The sequence below is a fragment of the Psychrobacter sp. CX97 genome, from assembly GCF_057396285.1.
Map to the genome: position 1 here is coordinate 21,467 of NZ_JBXYJE010000001.1, position 13,509 is coordinate 34,975.

General features: G+C 40.4%; 14 protein-coding genes, 1 pseudogene and 2 CRISPR repeat arrays (1 of these 17 running past the window's edge). Of the genes and pseudogenes, 2 read left to right on the forward strand and 13 right to left on the reverse strand.

What is annotated here, in order from left to right; all coding sequences use genetic code 11:
• Window positions 1–281: 281 nt before the first annotated feature.
• The 5 genes and pseudogenes from AC2SLL_RS00075 to AC2SLL_RS00095 all read right to left on the reverse strand — a co-directional run bounded on the left by AC2SLL_RS00075 (window position 282) and on the right by AC2SLL_RS00095 (window position 3,482).
• A pseudogene (locus AC2SLL_RS00075) lies at window positions 282–1,061 on the reverse strand (SDR family NAD(P)-dependent oxidoreductase).
• Window positions 1,062–1,075: 14 nt separating this feature from the next.
• Window positions 1,076–1,624: a 3-phenylpropionate/cinnamic acid dioxygenase subunit beta gene (locus tag AC2SLL_RS00080; protein ID WP_486529639.1), complete on the reverse strand. Its 549-nt coding sequence runs from the start codon at window positions 1,622–1,624 to the stop codon at window positions 1,076–1,078.
• Between the two features lie 13 nt (window positions 1,625–1,637).
• A complete protein-coding gene (locus tag AC2SLL_RS00085) occupies window positions 1,638–2,366 on the reverse strand; it encodes an AMP-binding protein (protein WP_486529898.1) in 729 nt (242 codons plus the stop codon).
• Window positions 2,356–2,859 (reverse strand): non-heme iron oxygenase ferredoxin subunit, encoded by a 504-nt coding sequence (locus AC2SLL_RS00090; protein ID WP_486529640.1) that lies wholly within the window; start codon window positions 2,857–2,859, stop codon window positions 2,356–2,358. The genes AC2SLL_RS00085 and AC2SLL_RS00090 overlap by 11 nt, the downstream gene beginning before the upstream one ends.
• Window positions 2,860–2,903: 44 nt before the next feature.
• Window positions 2,904–3,482 (reverse strand): alpha/beta fold hydrolase, encoded by a 579-nt coding sequence (locus tag AC2SLL_RS00095; protein ID WP_486529641.1) that lies wholly within the window; start codon window positions 3,480–3,482, stop codon window positions 2,904–2,906.
• On the opposite strand from AC2SLL_RS00095, the gene AC2SLL_RS00100 reads away from it, so the two are divergent.
• Together AC2SLL_RS00100 and AC2SLL_RS00105 are read left to right on the forward strand one after the other, a co-directional pair.
• Window positions 3,470–3,676, forward strand: a complete 207-nt coding sequence (locus AC2SLL_RS00100) for a hypothetical protein (RefSeq protein WP_486529642.1) — start codon at window positions 3,470–3,472, stop codon at window positions 3,674–3,676. The genes AC2SLL_RS00095 and AC2SLL_RS00100 overlap by 13 nt on opposite strands.
• A gap of 407 nt (window positions 3,677–4,083) precedes the next feature.
• Window positions 4,084–4,293 carry a (2Fe-2S)-binding protein gene (locus AC2SLL_RS00105; RefSeq protein WP_486529643.1) on the forward strand — a complete coding sequence of 70 codons (210 nt, stop codon included), beginning with the start codon at window positions 4,084–4,086 and terminating at the stop codon, window positions 4,291–4,293.
• Window positions 4,294–4,596: 303 nt separating this feature from the next.
• Here AC2SLL_RS00105 and bfr (AC2SLL_RS00110) read toward each other — a convergent pair whose 3' ends face one another.
• From bfr (AC2SLL_RS00110) to AC2SLL_RS00145, 8 genes are all read right to left on the reverse strand, one after another.
• The gene (bfr, locus tag AC2SLL_RS00110; protein ID WP_486529644.1) at window positions 4,597–5,067 is read right to left on the reverse strand and encodes a bacterioferritin; all 471 of its coding nucleotides are present in this window, start codon (window positions 5,065–5,067) and stop codon (window positions 4,597–4,599) included.
• A 124-nt stretch (window positions 5,068–5,191) separates the two neighbouring features.
• A complete protein-coding gene (gene bfr, locus AC2SLL_RS00115; RefSeq protein WP_486529645.1) occupies window positions 5,192–5,689 on the reverse strand; it encodes a bacterioferritin in 498 nt (165 codons plus the stop codon).
• Between the two features lie 486 nt (window positions 5,690–6,175).
• Entirely contained in the window at window positions 6,176–7,600 is a 1,425-nt protein-coding gene (locus AC2SLL_RS00120) for an FAD-binding oxidoreductase (RefSeq protein WP_486529646.1), read from the reverse strand.
• Window positions 7,601–7,759: 159 nt separating this feature from the next.
• Window positions 7,760–8,680 carry a TauD/TfdA dioxygenase family protein gene (locus tag AC2SLL_RS00125; RefSeq protein ID WP_486529647.1) on the reverse strand — a complete coding sequence of 307 codons (921 nt, stop codon included), beginning with the start codon at window positions 8,678–8,680 and terminating at the stop codon, window positions 7,760–7,762.
• Between the two features lie 108 nt (window positions 8,681–8,788).
• Window positions 8,789–9,094 carry a hypothetical protein gene (locus tag AC2SLL_RS00130; RefSeq protein ID WP_486529648.1) on the reverse strand — a complete coding sequence of 102 codons (306 nt, stop codon included), beginning with the start codon at window positions 9,092–9,094 and terminating at the stop codon, window positions 8,789–8,791.
• A 21-nt stretch (window positions 9,095–9,115) separates the two neighbouring features.
• On the reverse strand, window positions 9,116–9,874 hold the full coding sequence (locus AC2SLL_RS00135; RefSeq protein ID WP_486529649.1) for a TRAP transporter substrate-binding protein: 759 nt from the start codon (window positions 9,872–9,874) through the stop codon (window positions 9,116–9,118).
• Between the two features lie 279 nt (window positions 9,875–10,153).
• Window positions 10,154–10,933: a class II aldolase/adducin family protein gene (locus AC2SLL_RS00140; RefSeq protein WP_486529650.1), complete on the reverse strand. Its 780-nt coding sequence runs from the start codon at window positions 10,931–10,933 to the stop codon at window positions 10,154–10,156.
• Window positions 10,934–11,723: 790 nt separating this feature from the next.
• Window positions 11,724–12,232: a CRISPR direct-repeat array (repeat unit 28 nt; unit sequence TTTCTAAGCCACCTATGCGGTGTGAAAG).
• A 218-nt stretch (window positions 12,233–12,450) separates the two neighbouring features.
• Window positions 12,451–12,669, reverse strand: coding sequence for a hypothetical protein (locus tag AC2SLL_RS00145; RefSeq protein ID WP_486529651.1), 219 nt, complete (start codon window positions 12,667–12,669; stop codon window positions 12,451–12,453).
• A gap of 466 nt (window positions 12,670–13,135) precedes the next feature.
• A CRISPR array of direct repeats spans window positions 13,136–13,509; the repeat unit is 28 nt; unit sequence TTTCTAAGCCACCTATGCGGTGTGAAAG (it continues 1,997 nt past the right edge of the window).

Here is a 13,509-nt window from a genome sequence, read left to right on the forward strand (position 1 = left end):
AGTATTGCATGGATTTCACATGTCTTATTTGGTTATTTAGCTGTGAAGGATATGTATTAGCAGAACAATGGGCCAAATAGTAATGGGTCAAATAGTACTGAAACTCCTCGGTAAATTTATTGAGAGGTTTCAGTAAGTAAAAAATAACCGAGAGGCAGGGCTTAGCCTTTCATTGCTTAAAATTTGATGGTTTGGTGTATTTCGGTATATATCATATAGTCACACTCTCATTACTTAATACTAATTTTATGACGAGTTGGTATATAATGGGTAGCTTTTTATTATTGCCCTGAGGATAGACCACCATCACTTACTAGAATAGTTCCCTTCACGTATCGTGCCCCATTTTCGCTTGCTAGTAGGGCGTATAGGTCAGTATGTTCTTCAGGGGCAGAAACACGGCCAAGTGGAATATGTTTACCCATAGTCTCAATACGATCACGGTCTCTATTCATTGCTTTATAGCTCTGATTTAAGCCATCAGTCCCTTTAATAGGTGTGTCAGTGGCGCCGGGTGCAACACCACAAACCCGAATGTGTGGTGCAAAATCGAGTGCTAGCTGAGCAACGATGCCACTCAGTGCAAATTTAGAGGCAATATACAGAGGCCCGCCACCGCCAGGCCTGAAGCAGGCATTTGACCCTGTGGTAATGAAACAACCTTTGGATTCTTTAAGCGCAGTATGACTAGCATGTGCTGCCATTAAAACGGCTTTGACATTGGTTGACATGATTTGAGAAAACCCGTCTTCTAACTTTTGAGGCGTCATTTTTTGCAGTTTTTTAAAGAAATCCTAAACCCCAGCATTTGCTATCATAACATCTAAGCCACCCCATTTTTCCACAGCAGTAGCCACCGCTTTTTCATTGGTAGCATAATCATTAACGTCGCCAACGACACAGCAAAAAGCATTGTGAATCTTAAATTCTGCGACTTGCTTAGAGTTTCGAACAACGCCAACAACTTTTGCGCCCTCGTTAAGAAACCGTGTCACAATTGCTTTGCCAATTCCGCTACCTGCCCCAGTAACAATGACACGTCTATTTTGTAGCATTTGCATATTCCACCGATCGTTTACATAAATACGTTGAGGTTTTTAGTCAATAACGTAGATTGTTGAAGAAGAATGAGTCGACCTGCTAAGCGGTATTCATGACCAACTTTACGCCATATGTCCTTACGGCGTCCCATTAGTGTCGAATCATCACGCTCAAAGCGACTACGATATAAAGTAAACACAGTGTGTACCTCAAATTCGTCTTCTTTATTGGTATGAAACACTTCAAGGTTTGATACCGCAGTGACCTGACGAGTTAGCGGATCTTCTGTCCAGCACCTACCACTATCAACGCGCTTAAGGCGCAGACGAATACTTTCTTTTGTTTCCTCAAAAAGTGACATTCTTGATGTGGTAATTTCTGGAGTACGACTTCTTCTTAAAATATTTTCGCGAATTGGCGCCCAGTAAACCAAATCTTCTTCAAGGCTATCCATCCACTCATCGAGCTTTTCATGATTTAACAAATATGCTTCACGATTGACAAACCTTTGGACCTCAAAGTAGGTTTGCATATCCACTTGTTCGCCTTTTGCATCCAGTGCTAATAATTGATCTCTTGTCATGGTCAACACCTCATTAATAGTGTGATTTGTCTAATGAAATGTCTGCCCAGCTTTCGGCGTCCATAAATTCAGCATAGCGTTTAAAGAATAACCGTTGGTTAGCATCATTTAGCTGACCTTTGGTTACTGTACCTGGTAAATCAAGGGGTATGGCTTCGCCCTTAGTTGGGTTCATGGCGTAACATAATTTTTGATTGCGGGTAATATAACCTGCATTACCAATAGTGGCGTGCTCCCAGTTTTCGCCATCATCCATCTCTAAAATACCACTGGGCGAGAAGGTGCGCATTGATCCTAGACGCCACTTGTCTTTAATTTCGTCGGATGCTTGGCTTGGAACGAGTGTCCAGCTGTGTAGTTCTGTCTCAGTTGAACCCCAACCTACAAGAAGTTTTGGGCTTGAACCGACAAGCTCATGGGAAAGCTCAGCAAATCTATTTCTGGTCTTCTCTGGTAAGGCAGCACCGGCAACAAAGATAACTTTAATTGAAGAGAAGAAAATACGAGCTGACCTGTGGTCATTTTCAAATTGAGCGAGAAGAGCCTCAAGACCAGCGGGTACATTAAAGTGAAGATTAGGTTCAATCAGGTTGATATTCTCGATGGTTCGGCCAATCAAGCTAGGAATGGGTTTGCCATCATCAATAGTCATGGTGCCACCATTAAACAGCGTGATATTAACGCAAACGTTCCCACCAAACGTATGACTCCAAGGTAGCCAGCTAACCAAACTAGGGGTCATATCTTTCAAAAATGGCCACATTTTGAACAGAGCCACTTGATTGCTGTACATCTAAAGCGGTAACCACAAACTTTGGCCTATAGCGTTCAACAAGTTTTAGTTCTCCTTCAAAGCGGTCATAGCTTTTGTGGACAATCATATTAATAGCCCACATGCCTTCAAATTTAGTACCTTTTAAATCAGATTCGATTTTATTTAGCCACGTTTCTAATACCTCAATGGTTCGTGCATCATAGGTATTGACGGCTTTTATGGCTGGTGGATTTTCTGGTGCACCCGTTTTAAGACAAAACACAGACATGTGCAGGGGGCATTCAACAGTATCACCTTCAACAAAACCCTCGCAAAATGAGGCTTCAGCATGGGTACAAGTGTCGTCAATGGCATATACTTCGCCACTTTCGCCACGAATAACCGCAATGGGAGGTTGAAAACCATCTAGTTTGATTGCTTCGCCGATTTCTAGCTCATCTAGTTTGCAAACGTGGAACATAGTATGACTGCCTTATGTTGCTAAATGATTTGGTGTTAAAACTATTAAGAAAAGTGATGGATGACTAGCTTAATAAATTCTTTTGGTCTTTCAGCCATAACCCAGTGACCACAGTTTGATAAAACATGCAGATCAGCATTTGGCATAGAGCGACCGAGTTTTAGTCCCATTTCTGTTGGCACCACTTTATCTTCACGACCATGAATCACAATTGTTGGATGCTCAATTTTAGCGACAACATGTTCAGGCATACCGGAAAGTGGGGTGTTACCTTGCTCATTTGGCTTCACGAGTAATTTTCTAAGGCCTTCTTGTGCGCCCGGTATCAAGCTAGTTTGATAGCGCTCTTCTACGAGTTCATCGGTAATGATGTCTTGAGAGTAGGGGAAGTGCGACATAGCTTTGCGCATGTTTTCACGTGATGGCGTATAGTCCCAGCCCGCACGTAAGCCTAGCGTCATTATAAATTTGTCACAAGGGGTGCCCATTAAACAGATTTTATTGAAACGTTCTGGAAAGCGTGCTGCCGTAGCAAGGGTAAGAGAACCACCAAAAGAGTTGCCAATAACATGCGTTTTTTCTATGCCCTCGCATCTAGGAATGCAAGTAGATGTTTTCCCCAATGTTTGATGTTGTAAGAGAAGTTCGCACACCTCCAGATATAGTCAGCGAACTACTAAACGGTTACGGCGTTAACCTCGTTAAGCCTACTCCAGTAGTACTTGCACTCGGTTGCCTTGTAACCATTTTAGACTTCTTTGACTATAGGAAAGGATTGCGTTTACGTCGCCCTTCTGATATTGCAGGTAATCGTTGAATCCAAAGCCAAAGGCGATACTATCATTAATATACCTGATCCTTTAAATGACCAGATTGGAAAGACTTGTTGGGTAAGGCCACTCAACAATACTTAGATGATGCTGGGGGTTTAGGTATGGATGCGCAAACTGTGTATAAAAAAGCGCAAGAAGCGAGCACTGCTTGTACACAATAGATTAAATGCTATTACTAAACATCACTTAAGGCCTATTTGTTATATGTTATCTATGTGCGGCTGTAACGTGAGCACTAAAATTAATAATAAAAGGTATTGTAAATAGTAATAATTCTCGTTATTATAAAGATGCCTTTATGATAATGAGTTAGTCAAGCATTCGATCAATTTAATGAACCGTTTTATTGAAGAGTCGTTTTTTAGTCTAAAGTTTAGGTAAGGATATTTAAATGATAGTCTGTATATGTAACGATGTAAAAGACCGCCAAATCAAAGCGGCTATGGCCTCTGGAGTTGATACAATGGCAGCGCTCAAAGATACTCTTGATGTGGCTACTTGTTGTGGATGCTGTGAACCCATGGTAAACGATTTACTTGAAGCGCATCATGCTGATAGGGTTGATATTAATTTGGTCAATGAGCTCGCTTACGCAGTTTAAACCTCATTCAAACTTTATATTAGTTAAATCTAATATTGCTAAATCGAATATTGTTAAATCGAGTAGCCTTAAATTATATATTAGCCCATATTCAATCCTATTTGCATTAAACAATACAATTGTATTTTCTGTGACAGCGTGCATTACCAAATTGTATTTAAATGACCCTATGTAAAACTCAGCTTGATGCCATAAAAAATCTCACAAACCAATATAAGATTTGTGAGATTTTTTTTATTTTTAACTTAAGGCGAACCACGACTTAACTTATTTAGTAGTACTTACTTAGTATTAATTAAATTACTAATCGTCAATGTGAGCCTGAATATAGTTTTCAATGCCCATATCCTTGATTAAATCATTTTGAGTATCTAACCAATCAATATAGTCTTCATTGCCATCTTTAAGTTCCAATAGCAGTTTACGTGATACATAATCTTGCTTTTCTTCGCATACATTGATGGCATCTTTTAAAATATCAAACTTATTATTTTCAAGCTTAATATCGCACTCAATCATCTCAGCGACATCTTCGCCAATTAAAATCTTTCCATAATCTTGTAAGTTAGGTAGGCCTTCTAACAACAAAATACGTTCAATAATTTTATCAGACCATTTCATCTCAGAGATAGATTGTTTGTAAAACTTTTCGTTTAACTCCTCTATACCCCAGTTTTTGGCAATACGAGCATGTAAAAAGTACTGATTGATTGCAATGAGCGATTGACCCAAAACACGATTTAAAACTCTAATAACTTCTTTATCAACTTGCATATTGGCTCCCTAATTCTAATTAAATCATTTCTAATTAGATCATTTCTAATTAAATAACTTCTAATTAAATAACTTCTAATTAAATAACTTCTAATTAAATAATAGTATCTATGGTAATACTCAATTAAGCATTACCATTATTAGAATCTGAGGGTTCTCCCATCTGACTTTGTAAATAATTTGGTAAGCCAATCATATCGATTAAACGTAATTGCTGCTCTAACCAATGTGCATGATCTTCTTCAGTATCTTCCAATTGAGCAACCAGCATGTCGCGTGTGACATAATCGTGCTCTTTTTCACAAAGAGCAATGCCATCTTTAAGATGCTGACGTACAGAGTATTCAAGCTCTAGGTCAGATTGCAGCATTGCGGGTACAGTATTGCCAATGTTTAATTTGCCCACGGTCATATCTGGCTTACCATCAAGCATCAAAATACGGCGTATGATAGCTTGAGCATGCATGGTTTCATCATGCATTTCATGATGAATACGGTCAAAAAGCTTGCCATATTGCCATTCAGCGTACATTTCAGAATGAATGAAATATTGGTCACGAGCAGCGAGTTCACCGCTCAACAAAAAGTTTAAATAATCAATAACGGTTTGACTGCCTTTCATAAATGGCTCCTTAAATAAAACAAAGTTTTCAGTTGGCTAATTCACAAATATAATTTTCGGCAAATTAACAGCCTAATTTAGTTATTAAGGTTAACACATCATATTAAAATTGCTATGAAGTTTTAGAACCGAGAATGAAGGGGCAGTTGGTAATGAGAAAGGTTTATATAAAGAGGTATGTATCGTTCTCGGCTTAATGAAATTTAAATGTCATAATAAAAAGCTCTACCGCATTTTAGTAGGATAAACGAGGCACTGAGTTTATCTTTTTCAAATTGACCGTAGAGCCCTTAGTACAAGTACTTTAAGTAATAAGTTAAATGGGATTTTAAATGTTACATACTTAAATGTTACTTACTTAAATACTACTTACTTAAATACTACTTACTTAAATATTACTTACTTAAATATTACTTACCATAAACCGAAAGCTAAATAAGACGATAAGACAAACACTAAACCCAAAAAGATATCGACTACATTGAACTACTGACAGTAATCAGGTGTTGGCTGAGGCCAAATCTTACCCGGATTTAAAATATTTTTAGGATCTAAAGCTTGTTTAATGGCCTGCATGATGGCGATTGAATTGCCGTGCTCTTGTTGCATGTATTTTTGTTTGCCTTGACCAATACCGTGCTCACCGGTACAGGTACCTCCCATTTCAATAGCTCGCATCGCCAAGCGGCCAATGATGCCCTCAGCGGTTTTAACTTCTTCAGGGTTATGGGTATCAACCAGTAATAATACATGGAAGTTACCATCACCAACGTGACCCACAATAGGGCCAATCATATTATTTGCTTCGACATCTTTGGCCGTTTCGCTAACACACTCTGCCAATCGAGAAATGGGCACGCAGGCATCCGTTGAGAGAGCCTTGCTGCTAGGTTTCAATGCACTGCCTGCATGATAAGCATTATGGCGCGCTTTCCATAGCTTTCTGCGTTCGGTTTCATCAGTGTCCCATTTAAAGTCTGTACCGCCAAACTCCTCAATAATTTCTGCAAACGTTTGGGCTTGTTCTTGCACACTAGACTCAGTGCCATGAAACTCAACAAATAAAGTAGGTAGCTCGGGCAGATTAAGATTGTCATATTGATTGCACGCTTTCACTTGCAATGCATCAAGCAGCTCAATTCGGGCAATAGGAAGGCACATTTGGATGGTCAGCATCGTTGCCTGACACGCATCTTCAATGGTTGGAAAGTGACAAAGCCCGCTGGCTACACATTCGCTGATACCAAATAGCTTAAGGGTAATTTCTGTCACAATGCCCAGTGTGCCCTCAGAACCAATGATTAATCGGGTCAAATCATAGCCTGCCGAAGACTTTTTAGCCCGAGTACCTGTACGAATAATTTGACCATCAGCCGTTACCACCTCAAGCGCCAACACCACATCTTTCATTGTACCGTAACGCACAGCGTTGGTACCAGATGCACGCGTGGCAACCATACCGCCGATACTTGAGTTAGCACCAGGATCAATAGGGAAAAACAATCCGGTATCACGTAGGTAGTGATTGAGCTGCTCACGGGTCACACCAGGCTGTACGGTTACGGTTAAATCTTCACTATGCACCTCTAATATCTCATTCATGGCGCTCATATCGATAGATAAGCCACCATAAGGTGCGTTTAACTGACCCTCAAGCGAAGAGCCAACCCCAAAAGCAATCACCGGCATTTTGTATTCATTACATAACGCCACTGCTTTAGCGACGTCCTCTTTATTATGTACGGTCAAGACAGCATCAGGCGCTTGAGGCGTGAGCCATGTCATTGTATGAGCGTGCTGGTCGCGCACGGTTTGATTGACGCTAATCTTGTTGCCAAAGGCCTCTTTAAGGGCGGTAATGGCATCGCTATAGTCGGCGTTTACTTGGGCTTTCACTTGAGATGATGTCATGAGTGTCTCCTTACAGATTGTCCACTTAATATAGTCAGCGAACTACTAAACGGTTACGGCGTTAACCTCGTTAAGCCTACTCCAGTAGTACTTGCACTCGGTTGCCTTGTAACTATTTTAGACTTCTTTGACTATAGAGTTGTTATTACCCGTCGTATTTTAGGATGGTTTTTCGCCCATCACAATCGCACGGTACATTTCACGTCGGTATCCATCATAGTCATTAAAGGCTTGATGCACACAGAGGCGATTATCCCACATAATAACGGTGTTGTTTTCCCAGCGTAAACGACAGGTAAAAGACTCTTGAGTGGCAAAATCTGCTAAAAAATTAAGCAGCGGGCGAGATTCATCTTCAGTCATACCCTCGATACCGGAGGTATAAATCTTATCAATAAATAAAGATTTCTCGCCAGAAACGGGATGCGTCCGTACTAGAGGGTGGTAATAACCGGTTAGCATTTGTTCGGTGTCTAATTTGAGATCAATGTTACCAATCGACTCAACCTTACCCGTTTGTTGAGCCTTTTTTTCTTTTTGCATATTGGATAATACCGTACGACCACTCATCCATACCTTAAGTGGTTCAATCATCTTTTTCATAGTAGGGCTTAATGCTTTATAAGCCAGTACTGAATTAGCAAACATGGTATCGCCACCATACGGAGGAATATCAACTCCATAATTGATAGCAATAGAGGGAGGGCGCTCTAAGAAGGACGAATCAATATGCCAGCCAGTGCCAAAGACACTTTTAATTTTCACATCGGCTTCTTTGATTAACGGCTGAATATTGGGATGTCCTTCCACCCCTTTAGTATAGGCATCTGTACCAAACTCGCCTAACTTAAGAATTAGGTTTTCGTGATCGGTAAAAGAGATATGTTGGTCTCTAAAAAAGATCATTTTGTGTCTATAAAGAGCGTCTTCAATTTCACTCATGACCTCATCGGTTACGTTACTTAAGTCTACGTCGCGTATCTCAGCGCCCATAGCGGCTGCTAAAGGAACCGCCGTAATGTATTTGTACTCTTTTGCGCTATTATCAAAAAGTCCGGTTGGGTGAACACTATTAATCATTTTCTTAGTCCTTTAAGTCGATTTTAATAACGGGGTGCATCAAAGCTATTGAGCACTTTTATCGATGGAATCTGTTTGCCGCACGTCTGTTTAAGCTTTGATTGTGGTTTAAGATTTGCAAGCGACACTGGCTTCTTTCGCTTTCTCATAAACCGCTTGTGCGGCCAGTCCTTGTTTTTCACTGTCATCGATATACTTTTGAATTTCCGTTTCTAATAAATCCTTCCAAGCAGGGTCGCTTAGTGGATCTGGGATATTAATTATCGTATCGCTATTGGCTTTCGCCTCAGCCTTACCCTTAGCATCTTCTTCATCAAAAATGCTGCCTGCTAATGAAGACATCATCTCGCCAGAGTTATTATCAATCACTGTTTTCAGTTCATCCGGCAAGCTGTTGTATTTGTCTTTATTCATGGTCACTACAATAGCAGAACTCTATAAAGGCATATTGATGTGCGTATTAACCAGCTCGTTTAATCTAAAGGCACTAGTGGCATCCCATGGAAAGCTTAACCCATCAATAACCCCCCGTTGCAAAGAAGTATACAGATCAGGGGCGGGTAGACCCACAGGCGTGCCTCCCGCTGCTTCTATAATATTACCCGCTATTGCCGATGGGCGACGTATGCGCATTCCTGCCATATCTTCTAGCTTACGAATGGGTTTATCAATAGTGCGAAACACACCGGGGCCTGCTCCCATCATGAATAGTGGGTGCGTATCTTCATATTCACGAGATATATCGCCATTGTCATACAAAGTTTGCAAGATACAATTTAATTGTGTGGCTGTATTTGACAATCCCGGAAGTTCGGCGATTTGAGTTAAAGGGAATCGTCCACTGGCATACCCTTGCACCTGTAACCCTATGTCAATAATGCCTTTTGCAGTAGCATCATAGGTAGCGTTTGGTTTACTTAGTGCGGCAGAAGGGTATATCTCAACTTGAATGTTACCATTTGATTCTTCGGCTACTTTATTAGCCCACGGCTCAAATAGTTTGACATGCATAGCACTAGAAGCGGGCCAGAAGTGTGAAAAGCGCAGAACAACTGGATCTATAGCGGTGTCGTTAGCGGTCTTAGAGTCTGCTTGTTGTTTTGCTCGCTTATTTGCTTGGTCATTTGATGGCGAACACCCCGTAAAGCTGAGGAGCGTAGATAAGGCAATGCCAATAGGCAGGGCTTTTTTCATCGTAAAATCCTTTTTGTGATGGGCTATCTCGTTTCCTGAAAAAGACCATAATAAAACAGACAATCCCGACTGTTTTTACTGTACAAACTTTGCAGTACAGGCGCTAACATCCTTGGTTAAGCGTACGGCGTGAACGTACGATTAGTGAGATGAGTGTTTTTTAGGACCTTGCATTTTTTAGAATCTATCTCTTAGATTATTACTTGTCGCCGTTAAAATCTAGTGATAAATCTATCAGTATTTATGATAAATGATCAGGCATAGAGACCAAGTTATCATCTAGGTATCCCAACTCGGGTCAAGCCTTTTCATTAAACGATAATAAGCGGGCCATTCAGGAAGTCTAACTTGTGCGCCTGCCTGAGCTGCGCCGTCTTCAAACTGACCTCTTGTATGTCTCATAGCCTCTTCACTGGCAATGTGTAACTCGCCACCAGATGCCATCGCTTTAAGCTGAACCTGACACCCTTGGATAAATTGATACATGCGGCTAAACGTGCAGGCAACATCGGGGCCTGCGGTAATCACACCGTGATTGTTAAGCATTAACGTGTGGTTGGTTGGACCCATTGAATCAAGCAGTCTTTTCTGCTCATCAGTATCTAAAACAACCCCCTCAAATTCGTGATAACCCACGCGCTCGTAAAAGATAAATGCCTCTTGAAACAACGGTATAAAACCACACTTCAACGCACTCACCGCTTGAACATCGACATTATGCGTATGCATGACACAGTTTAAATCAGATCGGCCTTTGTGGATAGCGGTATGAATCACATTACCTGCCTGATTAATCGGATAAGGTGAGTCATCCACCTTATTACCCTCAAGATCTATCTTGACCAAATTTGACGGTTTAATCTCACTGTACAATAAGCCGAAAGCGTTGATTAAGAGGTGCTCGGTACCCGGAATTTTATAGGAGATATGATTATAAACTTGAGTGGTCCATCCATAATAATCGACCATTCTATAGCACAGTGCTAACTCGACTCTTGCCTTCCATTCCACATCGCTATAGCCTGCTGGCGTGACTGTTGAAGCAAAAATATCTTCCATAATATTCTCCATTTGGTTAATTCCATTTAAGCCCTATCAGTTTAGATGATTTTTTCAAAAAAGTCTCTCGGGAGTAGCCCTTAAATAACGCCACGTTCACAATCCACATCATAAAAATCAGCGGTAGCCAATCCTGCTTTACGTTACTATCTACTTACAGAAACGAGGCGAGGCCTACAGCTTGGCGTATCTCTTGCATTACGTAGCTCCGCCAAACTTAAGCCTCGCAACTCGTTTATGTAAGCAGGATATCCACTGCAATCAGGGCTAAACAGCTTCTCAAGGTAGCCATCGTTTCAATGACTGACCCTTAGTCTCATTCTAACGCTTAGCGCCTAACCTAAAAAACAGGGTAATTACCGTTAGAAATTGAATGCATCAGAAGCCCCGTGTCGATAGAGATTTCTAGTTATTGTCATAAGCTACCTATGTAATGATATATCTTTTAAAACTCATTACGTAAGCATAACTCTCAGAAAATCCCCCTTTAAGCGATTTTCTCTTGCGCAGCTAAAATTGCAGTGCAATTTTTTAACGCTGCTCATAAGCCACCTATGCGGTGGTATATGTTTTAAAACTCATTACGTAAGCATAACTCTCAGAAAATCCCCTTTAAGGGATTTTCTCTTGCGCAGCTAAAATTGCAGTGCAATTTTTTAACGCTGCTCATAAGCCACCTATACGGTGGTATATGTTTTAAAACTCATTACGTAAGTATAACTCTCAGAAAATCCCCTTTAAGGGATTTTCTCTTGCGCAGCTAAAATTGCAGTGCAATTTTTTAACGCCGCTCATAAGCCACCTATGCGGTGTGAAAGCTGATTTAGGGGGTATAAAAAGGCAAGATGCATTTCTAAGCCACCTATGCGGTGTGAAAGCTAAATTAACTAAAGAAAATGCCAAACTTAAATTTCTAAGCCACCTATGCGGTGTGAAAGCTAAAATTACAGAAAAAGATATAAAACAATTATTTCTAAGCCACCTATGCGGTGTGAAAGATGAGCCGTGCAGTGTCTATATTGGCGCTAATTTTCTAAGCCACCTATGCGGTGTGAAAGCATTCGCTTGTCTGTACGTTTTAGCACGCTCTTTTCTAAGCCACCTATGCGGTGTGAAAGGTTCGTTTAAATAAAAATGGCAGTCTTGCTAATTTCTAAGCCACCTATGCGGTGTGAAAGAGATTGTTTATCAAAAACAGAGATTAGGAGTATTTCTAAGCCACCTATGCGGTGTGAAAGGTTAGAGATTTTTACACCAGAGCTAATAGAGTTTTCTAAGCCACCTATGCGGTGTGAAAGTTGTGACTAATACATACCTACCCTTTTTAAAATTTCTAAGCCGTCCTGTACTGTGAGTAAGTCATTACAAAGACCAAATAACTTAATTGATTTTTCCTTAGCTACCTATATGGCAGTTGAGAATTTTCATTCTTTGAGTGCTAATTAAAATATATAAAAGCTAAAACAACTACTATAAATGTAATAAATATGGCCCTATAACTCATTGAAATAACGCCCTTAATTATTTTTATATTTATAAATAACATGTGTTTTACTAAGTGCTTGACAATTGTGGATTTTAAACGCATCGAGTAGATCGAGGTTGTAATCAAAATACTCTAGTAAAGGTTGTGATACAATCTTGGTTATTGGCGACTCGGTAGTTTCAATCCGTGAAATTGGCACACCCAATGTACCCTCCTTATCGAATGCTTTCTGTAATTCAGTCATACTCATATCATGTTCCTTACGATATTTCCTAATCCACTCACCCACTGGATTAGCTGTTGTAGCTTGATTTCTATAACCCATAAAAATATTCTCCCAATAGTTTTCTAAAGTGATTCCACTCTCCATATTGCTAAGTTTCATTATGTGTTTTGAAGTCAGTCTTTAGTTTTCAAAGCTACTTATGTGGCAGTGAAATTTCTTAATCTCGATAATAGATTAACTATTAACTTCTAGGTCACTTTTGCGGTAATTAAGGTGTGTCTGGTGGGATGATAACATCCCGCCAGTTTCTAAGCCACCTGTGCGGTGGGCAAGATAAGCCAGACAATTATCACGGTGGTAAAGATTTTCTAAGCCACCTGTGCGGTGGTATATCTTTTAAAACTCATTACGTAAGCATAACTCTCAGAAAATCCCCTTTAAGGGATTTTCTCTTGCGCAGCTAAAATTGCAGTGCAATTTTTTAACGCTGCTCATAAACCACCTTTGCGGTGTGAAAGGTAGTCGCAATATCACGCTTAAAAGCGGCAACTTTCTAAGCCACCTATGCGGTGGGCAAGTGCTTATTCAGCGGATACAGCAAGCGTCACTATTTCTAAGCCACCTATGCGGTGTGAAAGAAAAACCCCAGTTTTATGGCGTTGTTTTTCGGCTTTCTAAGCCACCTATGCGGTGTGAAAGGCATCTGTTAAATTTGCGTACGCTGTGTTATTTTTCTAAGCCACCTATGCGGTGTGAAAGCTGTCAACAAAAACTTCTCCACATTCTTTGCATTTCTAAGCCACCTATGCGGTGTGAAAGCAAACGGAAGGAGGGTTTGATAAGTTGGACATTTTCTAAGCCACC

Coding starts and splice junctions, on each gene's coding strand:
- AC2SLL_RS00080 (WP_486529639.1), bottom strand. CDS start 1,624: ATGACAAGAGATCAATTATTAGCACTGGATGCAAAAGGCGAACAAGTG.
- AC2SLL_RS00085 (WP_486529898.1), bottom strand. CDS start 2,366: ATGACCCCTAGTTTGGTTAGCTGGCTACCTTGGAGTCATACGTTTGGT.
- AC2SLL_RS00090 (WP_486529640.1), bottom strand. CDS start 2,859: ATGTTCCACGTTTGCAAACTAGATGAGCTAGAAATCGGCGAAGCAATC.
- AC2SLL_RS00100 (WP_486529642.1), top strand. CDS start 3,470: ATGTTTTCCCCAATGTTTGATGTTGTAAGAGAAGTTCGCACACCTCCA.
- AC2SLL_RS00105 (WP_486529643.1), top strand. CDS start 4,084: ATGATAGTCTGTATATGTAACGATGTAAAAGACCGCCAAATCAAAGCG.
- bfr (WP_486529644.1), bottom strand. CDS start 5,067: ATGCAAGTTGATAAAGAAGTTATTAGAGTTTTAAATCGTGTTTTGGGT.
- bfr (WP_486529645.1), bottom strand. CDS start 5,689: ATGAAAGGCAGTCAAACCGTTATTGATTATTTAAACTTTTTGTTGAGC.
- AC2SLL_RS00120 (WP_486529646.1), bottom strand. CDS start 7,600: ATGACATCATCTCAAGTGAAAGCCCAAGTAAACGCCGACTATAGCGAT.
- AC2SLL_RS00125 (WP_486529647.1), bottom strand. CDS start 8,680: ATGATTAATAGTGTTCACCCAACCGGACTTTTTGATAATAGCGCAAAA.
- AC2SLL_RS00130 (WP_486529648.1), bottom strand. CDS start 9,094: ATGAATAAAGACAAATACAACAGCTTGCCGGATGAACTGAAAACAGTG.
- AC2SLL_RS00135 (WP_486529649.1), bottom strand. CDS start 9,874: ATGAAAAAAGCCCTGCCTATTGGCATTGCCTTATCTACGCTCCTCAGC.
- AC2SLL_RS00140 (WP_486529650.1), bottom strand. CDS start 10,933: ATGGAAGATATTTTTGCTTCAACAGTCACGCCAGCAGGCTATAGCGAT.
- AC2SLL_RS00145 (WP_486529651.1), bottom strand. CDS start 12,669: ATGAGTATGACTGAATTACAGAAAGCATTCGATAAGGAGGGTACATTG.